Source organism: Serratia sp. Z4 (assembly GCF_009900725.1).
Lineage (GTDB): Bacteria > Pseudomonadota > Gammaproteobacteria > Enterobacterales > Enterobacteriaceae > Serratia > Serratia nematodiphila.
Genome location: NZ_JAAABD010000003.1, coordinates 366,459 through 386,671, shown reverse-complemented (window position 1 = coordinate 386,671; position 20,213 = coordinate 366,459). Strand labels below are relative to the sequence as shown.

At 60.9% G+C, this 20,213-nt stretch carries 20 protein-coding genes; 7 read left to right on the top strand and 13 right to left on the bottom strand.

Going from position 1 to position 20,213, the window contains the following annotated elements; all coding sequences use genetic code 11:
* The 3 genes from GT753_RS15715 (at position 1) to mutS (ending at position 4,862) form a co-directional block, all read left to right on the top strand.
* Positions 1-972, top strand: a complete 972-nt coding sequence (locus GT753_RS15715; RefSeq protein WP_160125749.1) for an aldo/keto reductase — start codon at positions 1-3, stop codon at positions 970-972.
* A gap of 30 nt (positions 973-1,002) precedes the next feature.
* Positions 1,003-1,995, top strand: a complete 993-nt coding sequence (locus GT753_RS15710) for a hypothetical protein (RefSeq protein ID WP_230857974.1) — start codon at positions 1,003-1,005, stop codon at positions 1,993-1,995.
* Between the two features lie 311 nt (positions 1,996-2,306).
* Positions 2,307-4,862, top strand: a complete 2,556-nt coding sequence (gene mutS, locus GT753_RS15705) for a DNA mismatch repair protein MutS (RefSeq protein WP_160125748.1) — start codon at positions 2,307-2,309, stop codon at positions 4,860-4,862.
* Between the two features lie 79 nt (positions 4,863-4,941).
* Here mutS and rpoS read toward each other — a convergent pair whose 3' ends face one another.
* The 8 genes from rpoS to ftsB form a co-directional block, all read right to left on the bottom strand.
* A complete protein-coding gene (rpoS, locus tag GT753_RS15700) occupies positions 4,942-5,940 on the bottom strand; it encodes an RNA polymerase sigma factor RpoS (RefSeq protein ID WP_004932578.1) in 999 nt (332 codons plus the stop codon).
* Between the two features lie 54 nt (positions 5,941-5,994).
* The gene (nlpD, locus tag GT753_RS15695; protein ID WP_015376692.1) at positions 5,995-6,993 is read right to left on the bottom strand and encodes a murein hydrolase activator NlpD; all 999 of its coding nucleotides are present in this window, start codon (positions 6,991-6,993) and stop codon (positions 5,995-5,997) included.
* A gap of 325 nt (positions 6,994-7,318) precedes the next feature.
* Positions 7,319-7,945 carry a protein-L-isoaspartate(D-aspartate) O-methyltransferase gene (locus GT753_RS15690; protein ID WP_004932585.1) on the bottom strand — a complete coding sequence of 209 codons (627 nt, stop codon included), beginning with the start codon at positions 7,943-7,945 and terminating at the stop codon, positions 7,319-7,321.
* The gene (gene surE / locus GT753_RS15685) at positions 7,939-8,700 is read right to left on the bottom strand and encodes a 5'/3'-nucleotidase SurE (RefSeq protein ID WP_033631815.1); all 762 of its coding nucleotides are present in this window, start codon (positions 8,698-8,700) and stop codon (positions 7,939-7,941) included. Before surE ends, GT753_RS15690 begins: the two co-directional genes overlap by 7 nt.
* Positions 8,681-9,727, bottom strand: a complete 1,047-nt coding sequence (gene truD, locus GT753_RS15680) for a tRNA pseudouridine(13) synthase TruD (RefSeq protein ID WP_015376690.1) — start codon at positions 9,725-9,727, stop codon at positions 8,681-8,683. Before truD ends, surE begins: the two co-directional genes overlap by 20 nt.
* A 4-nt stretch (positions 9,728-9,731) precedes the next feature.
* Positions 9,732-10,205, bottom strand: a complete 474-nt coding sequence (ispF, locus tag GT753_RS15675) for a 2-C-methyl-D-erythritol 2,4-cyclodiphosphate synthase (protein WP_004932594.1) — start codon at positions 10,203-10,205, stop codon at positions 9,732-9,734.
* A 10-nt stretch (positions 10,206-10,215) separates the two neighbouring features.
* A complete protein-coding gene (gene ispD / locus GT753_RS15670; RefSeq protein WP_004932598.1) occupies positions 10,216-10,923 on the bottom strand; it encodes a 2-C-methyl-D-erythritol 4-phosphate cytidylyltransferase in 708 nt (235 codons plus the stop codon).
* 3 nt (positions 10,924-10,926) lie between these two features.
* A complete protein-coding gene (gene ftsB, locus GT753_RS15665; RefSeq protein ID WP_016929043.1) occupies positions 10,927-11,247 on the bottom strand; it encodes a cell division protein FtsB in 321 nt (106 codons plus the stop codon).
* Positions 11,248-11,650: 403 nt separating this feature from the next.
* On the opposite strand from ftsB, the gene GT753_RS15660 reads away from it, so the two are divergent.
* From GT753_RS15660 to GT753_RS15650, 3 genes are all read left to right on the top strand, one after another.
* A complete protein-coding gene (locus GT753_RS15660) occupies positions 11,651-12,421 on the top strand; it encodes a basic amino acid ABC transporter substrate-binding protein (RefSeq protein WP_033631812.1) in 771 nt (256 codons plus the stop codon).
* 114 nt (positions 12,422-12,535) lie between these two features.
* Complete coding sequence (locus GT753_RS15655; RefSeq protein WP_042706788.1) at positions 12,536-13,255, top strand: amino acid ABC transporter permease; 720 nt, start codon at positions 12,536-12,538, stop codon at positions 13,253-13,255.
* Positions 13,239-13,961 carry an amino acid ABC transporter ATP-binding protein gene (locus GT753_RS15650; RefSeq protein WP_004932608.1) on the top strand — a complete coding sequence of 241 codons (723 nt, stop codon included), beginning with the start codon at positions 13,239-13,241 and terminating at the stop codon, positions 13,959-13,961. Before GT753_RS15655 ends, GT753_RS15650 begins: the two co-directional genes overlap by 17 nt.
* A 52-nt stretch (positions 13,962-14,013) precedes the next feature.
* Here GT753_RS15650 and GT753_RS15645 read toward each other — a convergent pair whose 3' ends face one another.
* The 5 genes from GT753_RS15645 to cysG form a co-directional block, all read right to left on the bottom strand.
* The gene (locus tag GT753_RS15645) at positions 14,014-14,340 is read right to left on the bottom strand and encodes a DUF3561 family protein (RefSeq protein WP_004932611.1); all 327 of its coding nucleotides are present in this window, start codon (positions 14,338-14,340) and stop codon (positions 14,014-14,016) included.
* Positions 14,341-14,424: 84 nt separating this feature from the next.
* Positions 14,425-15,114 carry an adenylyl-sulfate kinase gene (cysC, locus tag GT753_RS15640; protein ID WP_230857973.1) on the bottom strand — a complete coding sequence of 230 codons (690 nt, stop codon included), beginning with the start codon at positions 15,112-15,114 and terminating at the stop codon, positions 14,425-14,427.
* Positions 15,053-16,480 carry a sulfate adenylyltransferase subunit CysN gene (gene cysN / locus GT753_RS15635; protein WP_075684535.1) on the bottom strand — a complete coding sequence of 476 codons (1,428 nt, stop codon included), beginning with the start codon at positions 16,478-16,480 and terminating at the stop codon, positions 15,053-15,055. The genes cysC and cysN overlap by 62 nt, the downstream gene beginning before the upstream one ends.
* 11 nt (positions 16,481-16,491) lie before the next feature.
* Positions 16,492-17,400, bottom strand: coding sequence for a sulfate adenylyltransferase subunit CysD (gene cysD, locus GT753_RS15630; RefSeq protein WP_160125747.1), 909 nt, complete (start codon positions 17,398-17,400; stop codon positions 16,492-16,494).
* A 22-nt stretch (positions 17,401-17,422) separates the two neighbouring features.
* Positions 17,423-18,853, bottom strand: coding sequence for a siroheme synthase CysG (gene cysG, locus GT753_RS15625; protein ID WP_160125746.1), 1,431 nt, complete (start codon positions 18,851-18,853; stop codon positions 17,423-17,425).
* 261 nt (positions 18,854-19,114) lie between these two features.
* Here cysG and GT753_RS15620 point away from each other — a divergent pair, with 261 nt between their 5' ends.
* A complete protein-coding gene (locus tag GT753_RS15620; RefSeq protein ID WP_031300380.1) occupies positions 19,115-20,185 on the top strand; it encodes an aminopeptidase in 1,071 nt (356 codons plus the stop codon).
* Positions 20,186-20,213 lie beyond the last annotated feature (28 nt).

Below are 20,213 nucleotides of genomic sequence, written 5' to 3'. Positions count from 1 at the left end.
ATGAACTACGTTCAGCTTGGCGACAGCGGCCTGAAGGTGTCCCGCCTCTGCCTGGGTTGCATGACCTACGGCGATCCGGCCTGGCGGCCCTGGGTGCTGAAGGAAGATGAAGCGCGCCCCTTTATCCGCGAGGCGCTGGAGGCGGGTATCAATTTTTTCGATACCGCCAACATTTACTCCGGCGGAGAAAGCGAGCGCATTCTCGGCCGCGCGCTGAGGGCGTTCGCCCGCCGTGAAGACGTGGTGATCGCCACCAAGGCCTACTTTCCAATGGACGCGCAGCCGAACAGCCGGGGGCTATCACGCAAGCACCTGCTGCACAGCGTCGACGCCTCCTTGCAGCGGCTGGGAACGGATTACCTCGATCTGTTCGTGCTGCACCGCTTCGACACCGAAACGCCGATCGAAGAAACCGCCGACACCCTCGATGGCCTGGTGCGGGCGGGCAAGATCCGCTATCTCGGCGCCTCCTCGCTGCACGCCTGGCGCCTGATGAAAATGCTGGCCTTTCAACGTCAGCACCGCCTGGCGCCGTTTATTTCGCTGCAAAGCCAATACAACCTGGTGACGCGTGAAGATGAAGAGGAGCTGATCCCGCTGTGCCTGGAGGAAGGTCTTGGTCTGACCCCCTGGTCGCCGCTGGCCCGCGGCGTGCTGGCCGGCTCCGGCAGCGGCGGCACGCTGCGCGCCGCCACCGACGAACAGGCGCCCCGTTGGTACGGCGGCAGAAACGAGGTAGAACGCACCGTCGCGGCGGTCGCGGAGGTGGCGGCCGCGCGCAGCGTTCCACCAGCGCAAATCGCGCTGGCCTGGCTGTTGGCCAAACCCGGCGTGGCGTCGCCGCTGGTGGGCATGTCCAAGCCACATCATCTGCAGGATGCGCTGGCTGCGCTCGACCTCAGGCTATCACCGGAAGATGTGGCCGCGCTGGAGGCGCCAATGGCGCACGCTGTCCGCCCCGATCGCTGGTAGCCCCTTTTCCGTCATTCCAGGAGAGAAGACATGTCATATGCGCTTACCGCACGAGCGGTGTTGCTCGCCCTCGCTGCCGCATTCCCCCTTAGCGCTCCGGTGCAGGCTGCCGCCAGCGCAGACTGCGCCGCAAACAGCATGACGCTGCCGCCTGGCGCACTTTACCCCAACGGCATCGCCCGTGCGACGGACGGTACGCTGTATGTCGGCTTTGTCACCAGCGGCAACGTGCTGCGCAAGCGGCCGGGTCAAGCGTGGGAAACCTTTTTCCCCAGCGCTGACACGGTGTTCGCCTCAAACGCGCTGCGGCTGGACGAAAAACGTGGGCTGCTGTGGGGCAATTCGCCGGACTTCCTCTCCGGCGGCAAAACGCGCGCCAACCGCATCTATGCGCTGAACGTCGCCGATGGCACGCTCAACCGCAGCCTGGCGCTGCCGGCGGGCGAAATGGGCAACGATATCGTACTCGGCGCAGACGGTACGGTGTATGTGACGGAAACCCGCGGCGGCGGCATCCTGCGCCTGCGGCCGGGCGAGACGGCATTCCGTACGCTGTTTCAGGATGCGCGGTTGGCGGCCCCCAGCGGGCTGGGCGCCGCCGGCATCGTGCTGCTCGACGATCGGCTGATGGCTGTCGCCAATTTCGGTACCGGTAAGCTCTACACCCTCAGTTATAACGCTCCAAAGCCGCAGCTGACGGAAATGCAGCTGCCGCGCCTCATCGAAAACCCGGACGGAATGGGATTGGCACCGGACGGCGCGCTGATCGTGCTGGAAAACGGGATCCAGAGCGGCCAGGGGCGGATCCTGCGGATCCCGTCACCCAAGGCGGCAGGCATGCACCGGATTGAGGTCTTGCGCGAAGGCATGGAATCGCCGGTCAACCTGACTATCACTCCGCAAGGCTGCGCCTTCGTCAGCGAATCGCGCATCCGCCACCGCCTGCTGCCCGGCCATGAAACCGAAGTGCCCGACAGTTTCCGCCTCTATCAACTGCCCTTGCCTCTCACCGCCGCACAATAACCTCTACGCCGCCTCAGCGGGCGGCGACACTTGCGTTGTTGCCCGCAGGCGAACGACAATCTCGCTTCGTTGCAAACCGGCCTTGCGCAGCGCTTCCCATTTTTACCTGTGACAGCCGATTGCCCGCTGGGCTAGTATAAGCGTCTGTGCAAACCTTGGGTTTGAACACGCCGTTTGGCGTTTTGATGACTTGATTTGCGCCGCCCGCCAAGCGCTGAATGGGGTGGCGCCTGCTGAAACAATGTGATAGCGAATGACGACAATGAAAATCACAGTTCCCTTTACATTCAATGGATTGGAAAAATAATCGCATGAATAGCACCGATAAACTCGATTCGCACACGCCGATGATGCAGCAGTACCTGCGCCTCAAGGCCCAGCATCCTGAAATCCTGCTGTTCTACCGCATGGGCGACTTCTACGAGCTATTTTACGACGACGCCAAGCGCGCTTCCCAACTGCTGGATATCTCGCTGACCAAACGCGGCGCCTCGGCGGGCGAACCGATCCCGATGGCCGGCGTGCCGCACCACGCAGTGGAGAACTACCTGGCCAAGCTGGTGCAGCTCGGCGAGTCCGTCGCCATCTGCGAGCAGATCGGCGATCCGGCCACCAGCAAAGGGCCGGTCGAACGCAAAGTGGTGCGTATCGTCACCCCCGGCACCATCACCGACGAAGCGCTGCTGCAAGAACGCCAGGACAACCTGCTGGCGGCGATCTGGCAGGATGCGCGCGGCTTCGGCTACGCCACGCTGGACATCAGCTCCGGCCGCTTCCGCGTCGCCGAGCCGCAGGATCTGGAAACCATGGCCGCCGAGCTGCAGCGCACCAATCCGGCCGAGCTGCTCTATCCGGAAACCTTCGAACACATGGCGCTGATCGAACAGCGCCACGGCCTGCGCCGCCGCCCGCTGTGGGAATTCGAGCTTGAGACCGCACGCCAACAGCTCAACCTGCAGTTCGGCACCCGCGACTTGACCGGCTTCGGCGTCGAACAGGCGTACCAGGCGCTGCGCGCCGCCGGCTGTCTGCTGCAGTACGTCAAAGATACCCAACGCACTTCGCTGCCGCACATTCGCGGCATCACCATGGAACGCCAGCAGGACGGCATCATCATGGATGCCGCCACCCGCCGCAACCTGGAGCTGACGCAGAGCCTGTCCGGCGGCAGCGACAACACGCTGGCGGCGATCCTCGACCGTACGGTCACGCCGATGGGCAGCCGCATGCTGAAACGCTGGCTGCACATGCCGACCCGCGACATCAAGGTGCTGACCGCCCGCCAGCAGGCGATCGGCGCATTGCAGGAACTGTTCGCGGATCTGCAGCCTTCGCTGCGTCAGGTAGGCGATCAGGAACGTATTTTGGCGCGTTTGGCGCTGCGCACCGCCCGGCCGCGCGATCTGGCGCGCATGCGCCATGCTTTCCAGCAACTGCCGGACATCCGCGCGCTGCTGCAGGATGTGAAAACGCCGCACGTGCAGCAGCTGCTGTCGCAGGTGGGCCAGTTTGACGAACTGCGCGAGCTGCTGGAACGCGCGGTCATTGAATCACCGCCGGTGCTGGTGCGCGACGGCGGCGTGATCGCCCCCGGTTACAACAGCGAACTGGACGAGTGGCGGGCCCTGGCCGACGGCGCCAGCGACTACCTCGATCGGCTGGAGATCCGCGAGCGTGAAAAGCTGGGTCTGGATACGCTCAAGGTCGGCTTCAACGGCGTACACGGCTATTACATTCAGGTCAGCCGCGGTCAAAGCCACCTGGTGCCGATCCACTATGTACGCCGTCAGACGCTGAAAAACGCCGAGCGCTACATCATCCCGGAACTGAAAGAGTACGAAGACAAAGTGCTCACCTCCAAGGGTAAGGCGCTGGCGATCGAGAAAAGCCTGTACGACGAGCTGTTCGATCTGCTGCTGCCGCACCTGGCGGAACTGCAACAAAGCGCCGCCGCGCTGGCCGAGCTGGACGTGCTGGCCAACCTGGCCGAGCGCGCCGATACCCTGAACTACGCTTGCCCGACCATGAGCGAGCAGCCGGGGATCCGCATTACCGAAGGCCGCCATCCGGTGGTGGAGCAGGTGCTGAGCGAGCCGTTTATCTCCAACCCGCTCACCCTGTCGCCGCAGCGCCGCATGCTGATCATAACCGGTCCGAATATGGGCGGTAAAAGCACCTATATGCGGCAAACGGCGCTGATCGTGCTGATGGCGCACATCGGCAGCTACGTGCCGGCCACCAAGGCCACCATCGGCCCGGTGGATCGCATCTTCACCCGCGTCGGCGCGGCGGACGATCTGGCTTCCGGCCGCTCCACCTTCATGGTGGAGATGACCGAAACCGCCAACATTCTGCACAACGCCACCGAGCACAGCCTGGTGTTAATGGATGAAATCGGCCGCGGCACCTCCACCTACGACGGCCTGTCGCTGGCCTGGGCCTGCGCCGAGAACCTGGCCAACCGCATCAAGGCGATGACGCTGTTCGCCACCCACTACTTCGAGCTGACGACCCTGCCGGAGAAGATGGAAGGCGTGGTCAACGTGCATCTGGATGCGCTTGAACACGGCGACACCATCGCCTTCATGCACAGCGTGCAAGACGGTGCCGCCAGCAAAAGCTATGGCCTGGCGGTCGCCGCACTGGCCGGCGTGCCGCGCGACGTCATCAAACGCGCCCGTCAGAAACTGCGCGAGCTGGAATCCATCTCCAGCCACACCGCATCGGGCAGCGTCGATGCCACTCAGATGACGCTGCTGCAGGAAGAGACCTCGCCGGCGGTAGAAGCCCTGGAGGCGCTTGATCCGGATTCCTTGTCGCCACGACAGGCGCTGGAATGGATCTACCGGCTGAAAAATATGGTGTAGTCTGGCGCCAAACGCGGGCATAAAAAAACGGTGAGCATCATGCTCACCGTTTTTATTTGATGCGGTTCAACAACCGGCGTTATTCGCGGAACAGCGCCTCAATGCTCAGGCCCTGCATCTGCAAAATCTCACGCAGACGGCGCAGACCTTCTACCTGAATCTGACGGACGCGCTCGCGCGTCAGGCCAATCTCCCGGCCTACGTCTTCCAGCGTCGCCGCTTCATAGCCCAGCAGGCCGAAACGACGCGCCAACACTTCACGCTGTTTGGCGTTCAGTTCGAACAGCCATTTGACGATGCTTTGCTTCATATCGTCATCTTGCGTGGTGTCTTCAGGCCCGTTGTCCTTCTCGTCGGCCAGAATGTCCAGCAGCGCTTTCTCCGAATCCCCACCCAGCGGCGTATCCACCGAGGTGATGCGCTCATTCAGGCGCAGCATGCGGCTGACGTCATCCACCGGCTTGTCGAGTTGCTCGGCAATTTCTTCAGCGCTCGGTTCATGATCCAGCTTGTGGGAAAGCTCGCGCGCGGTGCGCAGATAGACATTCAGTTCTTTGACGATATGGATAGGCAAACGAATGGTACGGGTTTGGTTCATGATCGCCCGTTCAATCGTCTGACGGATCCACCAGGTTGCATAAGTGGAGAAGCGGAAGCCGCGTTCCGGGTCGAATTTTTCCACTGCGCGAATCAGACCGAGGTTACCCTCTTCGATCAGATCCAGCAGCGCCAGACCGCGGTTGCTGTAGCGGCGGGCGATTTTCACCACCAGCCGCAGGTTGCTTTCAATCATGCGGCGGCGGGACGGCACGTCACCGCGCAGAGCACGCCGCGCAAAATAGACTTCTTCCTCTGCGGTCAGCAGAGGTGAATAACCGATCTCACCCAGATAGAGCTGCGTCGCATCCAATACGCGTTGCGTAACGCCTTGAGACAACAGCTCTTCTTCCGCTAAATCGTTCTCGCTGGTCTCTTCTTCTACCAGCGCTTTTTCATCAAACGACTCGGCCTCAGCTCCATTCTCGTCGAAATCCGCATCATCATGTAACTCGTTAACTTTCAGCGTATTTTGGCTCATATGCTGCTCCTACCCGTGATACCGCGAGCAGAATCTCAGCGTATTCTGCCCAATCTATCGCTGCGGAAGATAACGCAGCGGGTTTACGGATTTCCCCTTGTAACGAATTTCAAAATGCAAACGTACTGAACTGGTACCGGTGCTACCCATGGTGGCTATTTTTTGACCCGCCTTCACTTCTTGTTGTTCCCGGACCAGCATTGTGTCGTTATGAGCGTAGGCGCTCAGGTAATCATCATTATGTTTGATGATGATTAGATTACCGTAACCCCGTAAAGCGTTGCCTGCATACACTACGCGGCCATCGGCGGTAGCGAAGATAGGCTGCCCACGGGAACCGGCGATATCGACACCCTTATTCCCACCTTCTGATGAGGAAAAGTTATCAATAACCTTACCGTCAGTCGGCCATCTCCAGGTACTGACCGGAGCGCTGTTGCTGACGGTGCTGCTCACAGGCGGAGCGGCTTCCGGCGCGGTAACAGGCGCAGTCGCGGTCCCAACCGCTGCGGCACCTGCTGCAGGTAACATCTTACCTACATTCTGTTTACCCGAGTTTTCAGAATACGCGTTAGTTGATTGAGAATCAACCGTTGCCGTCTGGATCTGGGAGCTGGAAGGTGGCTTCGGAACACCGCCTTTGGTCGCATCTGTCGTCGCCAACATGCCGCCGCCGCCGTTGGCGGAACCATTACCAAGCTGAATGGTTTGGCCAACATTCAGGCTGTATGGCTCGGGAATATTGTTGCGCTGCGCCAGGTCGCGGAAATCATTGCCGGTGATCCAGGCGATATAAAACAGCGTATCGCCGCGCTTGACCGTATAAGTTTCGCCGCCGCTGTAGCTCCCTTTAGGGATGGCGTTATAACTGCGGTTATAGACAATGCGGCCCTCTGGGCTGGCCTGCTGCACTCCGCCATTATTATTGCCGGATGGAGCGGCACCGCCGCCCCCCACGCTGCTGATAGGAGCCGACGTCGAGGCCGTATTCGTACAACCCGCCAACCACAAACTTACCATCGTACACACCGCTACCCGGCGTAACGTAATCATTGGGCTTCCCGTGCTCATGCTTCCCCCATGACAGCAATATCAGTGATATATCCAAAATACCCTTTACATCGTAGCCGAGCTTTTGCCACTTCCCAGTTTCTGCGATGTAAAGGCGCCGCCGGCCGATCCCTGAACGCCAGGTCATCTCGCGCCGGAGCATCAAAACGCGCGCCAATGCTAACCACATTGGCGTTGCCGCACCATAAGACAACTACGTAGAAAGGCCAATTCTAGTGAAAATTAGCCTGATTGGAACGAGAAAACCTTATCCGGCCATGATGAAAGTGCAACAGATTTTGCAGACGGTCGAAAATTCAGACAATCGCTAGGCCAATTCGCCTTTCACCAACGGCACAAAGCGCACCGCCTCTACCGCATCGACAACGAAATCGTTGCCATGACGCTGAATGCGTTTGAGGGTTTGGGCCTGCTCGCCCACCGGCAACACCAAAATGCCGCCGTCGTCCAGCTGCTCCACCAGTGCCTGCGGGATCTCCGGCGGCGCGGCAGTGACGATGATCGCATCGAACGGGCCGCGCGACGCCCAACCCTGCCAGCCATCGCCATGGCGGGTGGAAACATTGTGAAGATCGAGCTGTTTCAGGCGGCGCTTGGCCTGCCACTGCAGCCCCTTGATGCGTTCGACGGAACAAACGTGTTGCACCAGATGCGCCAGGATAGCGGTTTGATAACCGGAACCAGTACCGATCTCCAGCACCCTTGAGGTAGGTTTCAGATTCAGCAGCTCGGTCATCCGCGCCACCATATAAGGCTGGGAAATGGTCTGACCGGAACCGATCGGCAATGCGGTGTTTTCGTAGGCCTTATGATCCAGCGCTTCATCAACAAAACGCTCGCGCGGCACCGCCTCGATCGCCCGCAGCAGCTTTTCGTCTCGGATCCCCTGCTGCCGCAGCTGCGTCAGCAATGTTTGCATGCGCTTATTCACCATTCCCCGCTAACCTCTGCCTTGGTTAACCATGTTTTCACGACTTCTTGCGCCGCGTAGGCGGTTAAATCCACCTGCAGCGGCGTTATCGCCACATAGCCTTGTTCCACCGCCGCAAAGTCGGTATCCGGCCCGGCATCAAATTTATCACCAGGCGGCCCGATCCAGTAGATATTTTGTCCGCGCGGATCCTGCTGGCAGAAGACCTTGTCGGCGGGATGGCGGCTGCCGCAGCGGGTAACGCGCAGGCCTTTGATCTCAGCCAGCGGCAGATCCGGCACGTTAATATTCAGAATTTTTCCGGTACGTAGCGGTTCGCGCTGCAGCGCGCGCAGGATGCGGCAGGTAATGGCGGCTGCGGTCGCGTAGTGCCGGTGGCCGTTCAGCGACACCGCCAAGGCAGGCAACCCCAGGTGCCGGCCCTCCATCGCCGCCGCGACGGTGCCGGAATAGATAACGTCGTCGCCCAAATTCGGCCCGGCGTTAATGCCGGATACCACGATATCGGGCGCCGGGCGCATCAACGCGTTGACGCCAAGGTAAACGCAGTCGGTCGGCGTCCCTTGCAACACCGCAATATCCCCGTTGGCCAGCGTCTGCGTGCGCAACGGCGACTCCAGCGTTAAAGCATTGGAAGAGCCGCTGCGGTTACGATCCGGTGCCACGACCTGCACTTCGGCGAATTCCCGCAGCGCCGCCGCCAGCACCTGAATGCCCGGGGCGCTGACGCCGTCATCGTTACTCAGCAATATCCGCATCACTGTTATCCTGCTGCATGATCTCGCGAACCACGCTGGTAGCAAAGCTGCCCGCCGGCAGCCAGAAGCGCAGTTCCACGGTAACGTCATCCCACCAGTTCCACTGCAAATTTTGCGGCTGCAACAGCAGGGCCCGGCGAGCGGGTTCGATACGCTCGCGCTTTAAAAGCGTAAGCAATTCCGGTTGTTCCGCCAAGCATTGTTGTTCAAAAGCCAAGGCTTGGCCGGCGGTGCCTGGCTCACCGTCGCCCGGCAAGGGAGCCGTGATCGCCAGCTCGCCGGCATCCAGCCGTTGCTGCAACGTCTCCAGCTCATCGGCTTTGGCGACGAACCAGCTGCCGCGCCCACTCAGCTGCAGGGCATCCCCTTCCAGCACGGTGCGCTGCAGCCCGTCAGCCAGGCGTTGGCTCGCGATCAGATTGAACAGCGCGCTGCGGCTGGCGGACAGGTAGAAGCTGCGCTTACTGCGCTCTTTGACACGAATTTCGTCGTTCGCCCAGCGGCGCGCCATCACCAGGTTGTTGCCGCCGCGGCCGAAGCGTTGGCTGCCGAAATAGTTTGGCACGCCCTGCGCGGCGATGGCCTGCAGGCGACGTTCCACGTCCTGCCGATCGGAAATCTGGCGCAGCACCAGCGTAAAGTGGTTGCCCTTCAGATTGCCGATGCGCATTTTGCGCAGGTGGCGGGCGAACGAGAGCACCTCGCAGCCTTCCAGCGTAAACCGGGAGAAATCCGGCGTGTCCTTACCCGGCATATGCAGGCAGAACCACTGTTCGGTCACCGCGTGGCGATCCTTCAAACCGGCATAGCTGACGGAACGGGCGTGAATACCGGCGAAGCGCGCCAGATAGTCGGCCACGAACTGGGTATTGCAGCCGTTTTTACGGATATTTACCAGCACGTGCTCACCTTCACCGTCCGGCGCAAAGCCCAGATCTTCGACCACCACAAAATCTTCCGGATTGGCTTTCAACACCCCGGAACTCTGCGGCCGGCCATGCAGCCAGGTCAGATTCGCCATATCCATGCGGTTATTCCTTGATCAGCAAGGCGACCGCTTCGCAGGCGATGCCCTCGCCGCGCCCGGTGAAACCGAGCTGTTCGGTGGTAGTGGCCTTCACGTTGACGTCATCCATATGGCACTGCAGGTCTTCCGCCAGGAAGACGCGCATCTGCGGGATGTGCGGCGCCATTTTCGGCGCCTGAGCGATGATGGTGATATCGAGGTTACCGAGGCGGTAACCTTTGGCGCGGATGCGTTTCCAGGCTTCGCGCAGCAGCTCGCGGCTGTCGGCGCCTTTGAAGGCCGGATCGGTATCGGGGAACAGTTTGCCGATGTCGCCCAGCGCCGCCGCCCCCAACAGGGCGTCGGTGGCGGCATGCAGCGCGACGTCACCGTCGGAGTGGGCCAGCAAGCCTTTGTCGTAAGGGATGCGAACACCGCCGATCACCAACGGGCCTTCGCCGCCGAATTTATGTACATCAAAACCGTGACCGATACGCATGATGCGCTCCTTAATTGTCTAACTGGGTCAAATAGAACGCCGCCAGCGCCAAATCCTCCGGCCGCGTTACTTTAATGTTGTCCGCCCGGCCGGCGATCAGCAGCGGATGATAGCCGCAATGTTCCAGCGCCGAGGCTTCGTCGGTGACGTTCGCGCCTTCATCCAGCGCGCGCTGCAGGCACTGCTTGAGCAGCGGCAGCGGAAACAGCTGCGGCGTCAGCGCATGCCACAGATCCTGCCGTTCAACGGTGTGGGCGATGGTGTCGCGGCCGGGTTCGGCGCGCTTCATGGTGTCGCGCACCGGCGCGGCGAGAATGCCGCCCACCTTGCTGTGTGCGGTGATCGCCAGCAGGCGCTCGAGATCGTCGGCGTGCAGGCAGGGGCGCGCGGCGTCGTGCACCAACACCCAGTCCGCATCACCCGCCAGTTTCAACCCGGCCATCACCGAATCGGCGCGCTGTTTGCCGCCCTCGGTGACGGTCACCCGCGGATCCTGAGCGATGGGCAGCCGTTCGAACTGACGATCTTCCGGGCCGATCGCCACGATCACCCGTTCAATGCGCGGGTGGCGCAACAGGGCGTGGATGGCGTGTTCGACGATGCTGTGCCGGCCGATGGTTAAATATTGCTTCGGGCATTCCGCCTGCATGCGGCTGCCGATACCGGCAGCGGGCAGGACGGCAATCACCGAGGGAAAGGTACCTGCGGAGTGATTCATGCGTTATTTTTGTGCGTTGTTTTGCGAAGAAGACGCCGCGTTGCGCCTGGATTGGTCAGGAACCAGACGATAGAAAGTCTCACCGGGCTTGATCATGCCCAGCTCATTACGCGCACGCTCTTCGATCGCTTCCTGTCCGCCGTTCAAATCATCGATTTCGGCAAACAGCTGATCGTTACGCGCTTTCAACTTGGCGTTGTTGCCCTGCTGGACCGCAACGTCTTCATTGACCCGCACGTAATCGTGAATACCATTTTTGCCCAGCCACAGTGAATACTGTAACCAACCGAGCAATGCCAGCAATAGCAGCGTAAGTTTTCCCATCTCCGCCCCCTGAAAAACCGACCAATCATCCCACAACTTCTCGTTGGACTCCACACTGAGAGCGGCATTTCAACGCCAAATTCAGAATACGGATGAAGGGTTCCCGTGTTTATCGCCTAATTCCGCTGCGAAAGCGGCAAAAAACGCCCCTTTAGCTCGGCGCACGCGCCGCGTTTTCCAATGAGACACACACTGTCCTACCTCCATTATGCAGCAAGAATCACTGCATCACCGCTTCCTGACACATCGCTTACGCCACAGCAAAGCAAAAAGTGAATATTTAACACCATAGAGAGAATAATCGTCATGCAGCGGTTGCACTTTCATTCATTGAAGCTTATTTTTATGCACTCATAGTGCATAAATAATTCCAATATATAACCATTCATTATCGGGGATCGCGATGTTAAAACGTTTAGTTCTGATCGGCGCCTGCCTGGCCGCCACCTTCTCCATCGCTGCGTTGGCGGCTGAACCCACCTACGTCGTCGGCTCCGGCGGCACCTATCGGCCATTCGAATTTGAAAACAGCCAAAAGCAGCTGGAAGGTTTCGACATCGACATCATCAAGGCGGTGGCCAAGGCCGAAGGCTTCCAAATCAAACTGATCAATACGCCGTGGGAAGGGATCTTCGCCACACTGAACTCCGGCGATCGCGATATCATCATTTCCGGCATCACCATCACCGATAAGCGCAAGCAGATGGTTGATTTCTCTGCGCCTTACTTCCCGGCTGAGCAGGCTATCGTGGTGCCGCAAGACTCGAAGGTGGACTCCATCGCCGCGCTGAAAGCGCTGAAGGTCGGCGTGGTGAACTCCAGCACCGGCGACATCGTGGTGTCCGACGCGCTGGGTAAAAACAGTACCGCCATCAAGCGCTTCGACAATACCCCGCTGATGCTGCAGGAGCTGTATGAAGACGGCATCGGCGCGGCGGTCGGCGACGTCGGCGTGGCCAAGTTCTATATCAAGACCCACCCTGAGAAAGCCTTCAAGCTGGTGCCCGACGCCAAGTTCGAGCGCCAGTATTTCGGCATCGCCGTCGCCAAAGGCAACGATGAGCTGCGCAACAAGATCAACGCCGGCCTGAAGAAAATCGTCGCCGACGGCACCTACGCCAAGATCTACCAAACCTGGTTCGACAGCAACGTACCGACGCTGCCGGCGGAATAATCCCCTGTCGCCGGCGCCCGCAAGGGCGTCGGCGCACCACCGTTTCAGCCTACCAAGAAGGAATACCCCTTGAACTTCCGCTGGGAGATCATCCAGGAATACGCGCCGCTGTTTATGGAAGGCGCCTGGATGACCATCAAATGCACCATTATCTGCGTGCTGCTGGGCACCACCTGGGGCTTGATCCTCGGGCTGGGCCGTTTGGCGCAGGCGCCGCACGGCATCTGGAAACCCATCCTGCATTACGGCGTTCAGTGGCCGGTACGCATCTACATCAGCGCCTTTCGCGGCACGCCACTGTTCGTGCAGATCATGGTGGTGCACTTCGCGCTGGTGCCGTTGTTCATCAATCCGCGCGACGGCCTGCTGGTCACCAGCGGTCTGATGAGCGTCGATTTCGCTCGCGCGCTGCGCGCCGACTACGGCGCCTTTCTCTCCTGCGTGGTGGCGATCACACTCAACGCCGGTGCCTATGTGTCGGAAATCTTCCGCGCCGGGATCCAGTCTATCGACCGCGGCCAGATGGAAGCCTCACGCTCGCTGGGCATGAGCTATGGCAAGACCATGCGCCAGGTGATCCTGCCGCAGGCCTTCCGCCGCATGCTGCCGCCGCTGGGCAACAACGCCATCGCCATCGTCAAGGATTCGTCGCTGGCCTCCGCCATCGGCCTGGCGGATCTGGCCTATGCCGCCCGTACCGTCTCCGGCGCCTACGCCACCTACTGGGAGCCCTATCTGACCATTTCGCTGGTCTATTGGGTCATCACCTTCCTGCTCTCGCTGCTGGTGCAGCATATGGAAAAGAGGTTCGGTAAAAGTGATTCGCGTACATAACCTGCAAAAACAGTTCGGCGAAAGCCACGTGCTGCGCGGCATTTCCTGCCGGATAGCCGCCAACGAAGTGGTGTGTGTCATCGGCCCCTCCGGCTCGGGCAAAAGCACCTTCCTGCGCTGCATCAACGCGCTGGAAACGCTCTCCGGCGGCGAGATCGAGGTGAACGGCTTCGCCGTCCACGATCAGAAAACCGACCTGAACAAAATGCGGGAAAGCGTGGGCATGGTGTTCCAGCGTTTCAATCTGTTCCCGCACATGACGGTGTTGGAAAACATCATTATGGCGCCGGTGAGCGTGAAGAAACAGCCGCGCGCCGAAGCCATCGCGCAAGCAGAACAGCTGCTGCTCAAGGTCGGCCTGCTCGACAAGATCGACGCCTACCCCAACAGCCTGTCAGGCGGCCAGCAGCAGCGGGTAGCGATCGCCCGCGCGCTGGCGATGGAGCCAAAGATCATGTTGTTCGATGAACCGACCTCCGCGCTCGATCCTGAGCTGGTGGGCGAAGTGTTGGCGGTGATGAAATCACTGGCCCACGAGGGCATGACCATGGTGGTGGTGACGCATGAGATGGGCTTTGCCCGCGAGGTGGCCGACCGGGTGCTGTTTATCGATCAGGGGATCATTCAGGAGGAGGGTGCGCCGCAGCAGATCTTCAGCCAGCCGGCCAATCCGCGCACGCAGGCGTTTCTAAGCAAAGTTTTGTAACCTTCGGCCCCGCTCTACTCCCCTTCGGGCGCCGGCATCGGCGCCCGCTCTCTCACCACCCGGTCAGGAAGCTGAACACCAGCCAGAACAGGCACAGCACGATCGCGCCGGTCAGCAGCAGCGTCAGGATCAGACGGCCGCGCAACAGCATGCTGAGGGTGATGCCGATCAGCACCGACAGCGGCATCAGCGCCAGGAAGAACGGCCAGGTATAGAGCAGGAAAAACAGCGTGTTGGAACCGTAAACCAGAAACGGCAACGCGAACGCCAGCCAGTAGAAAACAAAGCCGCTGACGCCGCCCAGGAAAGAATAAGAAGGCTCCTCTCTCTCCTGTTTTGACTGCTTGGAGTCGATCAAGATAGGCGTGACATTTTGCATAGTGATCCCTGGTTATTCGGCTCGCTCTGCGGCGGCTTAGAGTAAAAAGCGCATGGCGAAAAACGCCACACGCTTTTTTTGAATTCAGGGTTTGATAATAGCCTGACCACGTAACACGTCTAACAATTGCGCAATCAAATTTGTTACCAATTGTTGGCCGTCGAGGTGGATTTCCGGCTGCTGCGGCGCCTCATAAACCGCGTCGATACCAGTGAAATTGCGCAGCTCGCCGGCGCGCGCTTTTTTATACAACCCTTTCGGATCGCGCGCCTCGCAGATCTCCAACGGCGTGTCGACGAACACCTCGATAAAGCGATCGTCGCCGAGCATCTCGCGCACCATTTGCCGCTCGGCGCGGTGCGGCGAAATGAATGCGGTCAGCACCACCAGCCCGGCATCCACCATCAGCTTGGCCACTTCCCCCACCCGGCGGATGTTCTCGCGCCGATCCTCGTCGGAAAAACCGAGATCGCGGCACAGACCGTGACGCACGTTATCGCCGTCCAGCAGATAGGTGCTGACGCCAAGCCCATGCAGCGCCTGCTCCAGCGCGCCGGCGACGGTGGATTTTCCCGAGCCGGACAGCCCGGTAAACCACAGCACCGCGCCGCGGTGGCCGTTGCGCGCTTCGCGATCCGCACGCGTCACCGCATGCGGATGCCAAACCACGTTCTCATCGTCCGGCCCGGTCACCCTCAGTTCAGCGGCCACCTTATCGGCCACCGAGCAGATCGCGTGCGCCCCAATGCGGGAAGTGCTTGCGCACCAGCGCATTCAGCTCCAGCTCGAAGGCGCTGAATTCGCCGCGCGCCGCCGGGGCATCCTGCAGCGTTTCACGCACCAGACCGGCGCCAACCGTCACGTTGCTCATGCGATCGATGAAGATCAGCCCGCCGGTGTCGTGATTGCTCTGATAGCTGTCCAGCACCAGCGGTTCGTCGAAGGTCAGCTCCACCAACCCGATGCCGTTGAGCGGCAATGTGTCGGCCGGGTGTTGCGCCAGCGTGTTTATCTCCACCTGATGGCGAATGCTCTCCACGCGGGCGCGGGTCTTTTTGCCGGCGATCTTGATGTCGTAGCTCTGGCCCGGCACCAGCGGCTGCTCGGCCATCCATACCACGTCCACCCGCGCGCTCTGCGCCGCCTGCAGACTTTCGCCGGCGTCGACCAGCAAATCGCCGCGGCTGATGTCCACTTCATCTTTCAGTACCAGCGTAATCGCCTCGCCCGGCACCGCTTCTGGCAGATCGCCGTCGAAGGTCACGATACGCGCCACGCTGGACTCCACGCCGGAAGGCAGCACTTTGATGCGTTGCCCCACCCGCACTACGCCGGCGGACAGCGTGCCGGCATAGCCGCGGAAATCGAGGTTCGGGCGGTTGACGTACTGCACCGGGAAGCGCAGCGGCTGGTTTTCTCGCTCGCTGATCACGTCAACGCTCTCCAGCACTTCCAGCAGCGTCGGGCCGCTGTACCACGGCATATGGGCGCTTTCGCTCGCCACGTTGTCGCCGTCCAGCGCCGACAGCGGCACGAACTTGATGTCCAGATCGCCAGGCAGCTGCTGGGCGAAGGTCAGGTAATCCTGTTTGAACTGCTCGAACACCGCTTCCTGATAGTCCACCAGATCCATTTTGTTTACCGCGACCACCAGATGGCGAATGCCCAGCAGGGTCGCGATAAAGCTGTGGCGGCGAGTCTGATCCAACACCCCTTTGCGCGCGTCGATCAACAGGATCGCCAGATCGCAGGTCGAGGCGCCGGTGGCCATGTTGCGGGTGTACTGCTCGTGCCCCGGGGTATCGGCGATGATAAATTTACGTTTTTCGGTCGAGAAATAGCGATAGGCCACGTCGATGGTGATGCCCTGCTCGCGCTCGGCCTGCAGGCCGTCCACCAGCAGCGCCAGATCGAGCTTTTCGCCCTGAGTACCGATGCGTTTGCTGTCGCTGTGCAGCGTCGACAGCTGATCCTCGTAGATCTGGCGGGTATCGTGCAGCAGGCGGCCGATCAGGGTGCTTTTGCCGTCGTCGACGCTGCCGCAGGTCAGAAAGCGCAGCAGGCTCTTGTGCTGCTGCGCGTGCAGATAGGACTCGACGCCGCCCTGGTCAGCGATTTGTTGTGCAATTGCGTTGTTCATCCGGCGGCTCCTTAGAAATACCCTTGACGCTTTTTCAGCTCCATCGAGCCGGACTGATCGCGATCGATCATCCGCCCCTGGCGTTCGCTGGTGGTGGAGACCAGCATCTCTTCGATGATCTCCGGCAGGGTTTGCGCCTGCGAGTCCACCGCGCCGGTCAGCGGCCAGCACCCCAGGGTGCGGAAACGCACCATGCGCTGGCTGCTCACTTCACCCGGCTGCAGATCGATGCGATCGTCGTCCACCATCATCAGCATGCCGTCGCGCTCCACCACCGGGCGCGGTTTCGCCAGGTACAGTGGCACGATGTCGATCTTTTCCAGGAAGATGTACTGCCAGATATCCAGCTCGGTCCAGTTCGACAGCGGGAAGACGCGGATGCTCTCCCCTTTGTTGATCTGGCCGTTGTAGTTGTGCCACAGCTCCGGCCGCTGATTTTTCGGATCCCAGCGGTGGAAGCGATCGCGGAACGAGTAGATGCGCTCTTTGGCGCGCGATTTCTCCTCATCGCGCCGCGCACCGCCGAAGGCGGCGTCAAAACCGTACTTGTTCAACGCCTGCTTCAGGCCCTCGGTCTTCATGATGTCGGTATGCTTGGCGCTGCCGTGCACGAACGGGTTGATGCCCATCGCCACCCCTTCCGGGTTTTTATGCACCAGCAGCTCGAAGCCGTACTCCTTCGCGGTGCGATCGCGGAATTCGTACATTTCGCGGAATTTCCAGCCGGTATCGACGTGCAGCAGCGGGAACGGCAGCGTGCCGGGGAAGAACGCCTTGCGCGCCAAATGCAGCATCACGGAAGAGTCCTTGCCGATGGAATACAGCATCACCGGGTTGGCGAATTCAGCGGCGACTTCACGGATGATATGGATACTCTCCGCCTCCAATTGCCGCAAATGAGTGAGTCGTTTTTCGTCCATAACAGGTCCTTAAAAGCCTTGCCTATGCCAAATTCACGACGGCCGGGCGCACGGCCCCTTCCGTCTGCGATTGATGCCCGAACCAGGCTATTTGGTGGTGCAGTTCCACCACCTCGCCGATCACCAACAGCGCCGGCAACGGCGCCCGTTGGGCCAGGTGTTCCAATTGATCCAGCGTGCCGATCTGCACCTGCTGATCGGCGCGCGTGCCGCGGCTGATCACCGCCACCGGCGTCGCAGCGTCGCGGCCGTGGGCGATCAGGCGTTGGCTGATGTCCGCCGCCTTCATGGTGCCCATGTAGATAGCCAGCGTTTGCCGCGTCCGGGCCAGATCGGCCCAGTCCAGGCCATCGCCGTCCGGGCGGCAGTGGCCGGTGATAAAGGTCACGCTCTGCGCGTGATCGCGATGCGTCAGCGGAATGCCGGCGTAGGCGGTCGCCCCCGCGGCGGCCGTGACGCCCGGCACCACCTGGAACGGAATGCCGGCGGCGGCGGCCACCTGCAGCTCTTCGCCGCCGCGGCCAAAGATGAACGGATCGCCGCCCTTGAGGCGCACCACCCGTTTGCCCTGCTGCGCCAGCTCCACCAGCAGCCGGTTGGTCTCTTCCTGGATCACCGAGTGCGCGCCGGCGCGCTTGCCCACGCAGATGCGCTCGGCGTCGCGCCGCACCAGATCGAGGATCTCGCCGCTGACCAGATGGTCATACAGCACCACGTCCGCCTGCTGCATCACCTGCAACCCGCGCAGGGTCAACAACCCCACGTCGCCCGGCCCGGCGCCCACCAGGGCGATCTCGCCCTGTGCGCCTTCATCGCCTGCGGCGAAGCGGTGTAAATCCTGCTCCAGCTGCCGTTCCGCCTGCGCCGTCTGGCCGTTGGCCACCAGCGTGGCGAAACGGCCGCCGAAGGTTTTCTCCCAGAAACGGCGACGTTCGCCGATCGAAGCCAACCGCTGTTTGACCTGGCCGCGCCAGCGGCCCGCTACCTGCGCCATCTGCCCCAAACTGGCGGGCAATAACGCCTCCAGCTTTTCGCGCAGCAGTCGCGCCAGCACCGGCGCCTGGCCGCTGGACGATACGGCCACCACCAGCGGCGAACGATCGATGATCGACGGGAAGATGAACGAGCAGCGCGGCTGATCGTCCACCACGTTGGCTAACACCCGGCGTTTATCCGCCTCAGCGAACACCGCGGCGTTCAGCGCGTTGTCGTCCGTGGCGGCGATCGCCAGAAACACGTCGTCCAACTGCTGCGGATCAAAGGTTTTCCCCAGCCAGAGCACCCGCCCTTGCTGACGTTGTTGTTCCAGTTCCGGTGAGAGCGAGTGCGCAACTATCCGTATTTCAGCCCCGACGCGCTGAAGCAGGGAGACTTTGCGCGCCGCCACGTCACCACCGCCAACGACCAGCACCGGGCGTTGTTTCAGGTCGGCGAATATTGGTAGATAGTCCACAACAGCCTTTTCATATAACAGAAAGATAGTGTGACTATACGGGCTGAGATTTAGCCTCTGAAATGACGAAAAGGAATGATTAGTTCCTTTATGGAATATAGGCCGCAACGCAGGAGGCAAACGGTAATACTCACGGCGGCGGTTTGCGCGTTCGCGCGAAAATTAAGAGACAGGGAAATTGTGTAATGCCGTCCGGCGTCTCATACTGGGTGCCGAAGAAAAATGATCGGCAGCGCCGATAGCAAAGAAGGATTTTTCGGTATGTTTTCCCGTTTTTACCTGAAGACCAGCCTGCTGGCCCTCGCACTCGGCGGCGTCTTCAGCGTTTGTGCCGCACAGCCCGTAAAAGACGCGCCAATGGGCCGTTTCGCCGCCGAACAGACCCGCCACATCGCCACTTACTTCCCCGGCCGCATGGCGGGCAGCCCGGCCGAATTGCTCACCGCCGACTATCTCAAGCAGCAATTCAGCAAGATGGGTTACCAAAGCGACATTCGCAGCGTCAATACGCGCTATCTCTACACCAGCAAAGACGGCAAGAAGAACTGGAACAACGTCACCGCCAGCTCGGTGATCGCCGCCCGCAACGGCGACAGCCCAAAACAGATCGTGGTCGTCGCCCACTTCGACACCTATACGCCGCAGAGCGACGAGGATCTGGATAACAACCTCGGCGGCTTGACGCTGCAGGGCGTCGACGACAACGCCTCCGGCATCGGTGTGATGCTGGAACTGGCGGAACGCCTGAAGAACATCCCCACCGCCTACGGCCTGCGCTTCGTCGCCACCAGCGCCGAAGAGATCGGTTCACTGGGGGCGCAGAACTACCTGCAACGCATGAGCGCGGAAGAGAAAAGCAACACCGTGCTGGTGATCAACCTCGACAGCCTGATCACCGGCGATCGTCTGTATTTCAACGCCGGGCGCAACACGCCGCCGCAAATGGCGAAGCGTTCCCGCGATCGCGCGCTGGATATCGCCCACCGCTATGGCATCGCCGCCGCCACCAATCCGGGCAGCGCACAGCACCCGCAGGGTACCGGCTGCTGCTCCGATCAAGAGGTGTTCGACGCCGCGGGCATCCCGGTGCTGTCGGTGGAGGCCACCAACTGGTCGCTGGGCGACAAAGATGGCTACCAGCAGCGCGCCGTCAGCCCGCACTTCCCGCAGGGCATCACCTGGCACCGTCCGCAGTATGACAATCTGCAGTATCTGGATCGCTACCTGCCGGGGCGGATCGACAAACGCAGCCGCGACAGCGTGCAGATCCTGCTGCCGCTGATCAAAGAGCTGGCGCAGGCGCACCCGCCGAAAGCACAGAAGAAAAAGTAGCCCGCAAAAAAACAGGGCCCAGCATTGC

What these genes read in the sequence shown, in the direction of transcription:
- GT753_RS15620 (WP_031300380.1), top strand. Translation starts at nt 19,115, where the DNA reads ATGTTTTCCCGTTTTTACCTGAAGACCAGCCTGCTGGCCCTCGCACTC.
- ispF (WP_004932594.1), bottom strand. Translation starts at nt 10,205, where the DNA reads ATGCGTATCGGTCACGGTTTTGATGTACATAAATTCGGCGGCGAAGGC.
- ispD (WP_004932598.1), bottom strand. Translation starts at nt 10,923, where the DNA reads ATGAATCACTCCGCAGGTACCTTTCCCTCGGTGATTGCCGTCCTGCCC.
- GT753_RS15710 (WP_230857974.1), top strand. Translation starts at nt 1,003, where the DNA reads ATGTCATATGCGCTTACCGCACGAGCGGTGTTGCTCGCCCTCGCTGCC.
- GT753_RS15715 (WP_160125749.1), top strand. Translation starts at nt 1, where the DNA reads ATGAACTACGTTCAGCTTGGCGACAGCGGCCTGAAGGTGTCCCGCCTC.
- surE (WP_033631815.1), bottom strand. Translation starts at nt 8,700, where the DNA reads ATGCGGATATTGCTGAGTAACGATGACGGCGTCAGCGCCCCGGGCATT.
- cysC (WP_230857973.1), bottom strand. Translation starts at nt 15,114, where the DNA reads ATGCGCTGGTGCGCAAGCACTTCCCGCATTGGGGCGCACGCGATCTGC.
- truD (WP_015376690.1), bottom strand. Translation starts at nt 9,727, where the DNA reads ATGGATATGGCGAATCTGACCTGGCTGCATGGCCGGCCGCAGAGTTCC.
- nlpD (WP_015376692.1), bottom strand. Translation starts at nt 6,993, where the DNA reads ATGATTACGTTACGCCGGGTAGCGGTGTGTACGATGGTAAGTTTGTGG.
- rpoS (WP_004932578.1), bottom strand. Translation starts at nt 5,940, where the DNA reads ATGAGCCAAAATACGCTGAAAGTTAACGAGTTACATGATGATGCGGAT.
- ftsB (WP_016929043.1), bottom strand. Translation starts at nt 11,247, where the DNA reads ATGGGAAAACTTACGCTGCTATTGCTGGCATTGCTCGGTTGGTTACAG.
- cysN (WP_075684535.1), bottom strand. Translation starts at nt 16,480, where the DNA reads ATGAACAACGCAATTGCACAACAAATCGCTGACCAGGGCGGCGTCGAG.
- GT753_RS15655 (WP_042706788.1), top strand. Translation starts at nt 12,536, where the DNA reads ATGGAAGGCGCCTGGATGACCATCAAATGCACCATTATCTGCGTGCTG.
- GT753_RS15690 (WP_004932585.1), bottom strand. Translation starts at nt 7,945, where the DNA reads ATGGTGAATAAGCGCATGCAAACATTGCTGACGCAGCTGCGGCAGCAG.
- cysD (WP_160125747.1), bottom strand. Translation starts at nt 17,400, where the DNA reads ATGGACGAAAAACGACTCACTCATTTGCGGCAATTGGAGGCGGAGAGT.
- mutS (WP_160125748.1), top strand. Translation starts at nt 2,307, where the DNA reads ATGAATAGCACCGATAAACTCGATTCGCACACGCCGATGATGCAGCAG.
- GT753_RS15660 (WP_033631812.1), top strand. Translation starts at nt 11,651, where the DNA reads ATGTTAAAACGTTTAGTTCTGATCGGCGCCTGCCTGGCCGCCACCTTC.
- GT753_RS15645 (WP_004932611.1), bottom strand. Translation starts at nt 14,340, where the DNA reads ATGCAAAATGTCACGCCTATCTTGATCGACTCCAAGCAGTCAAAACAG.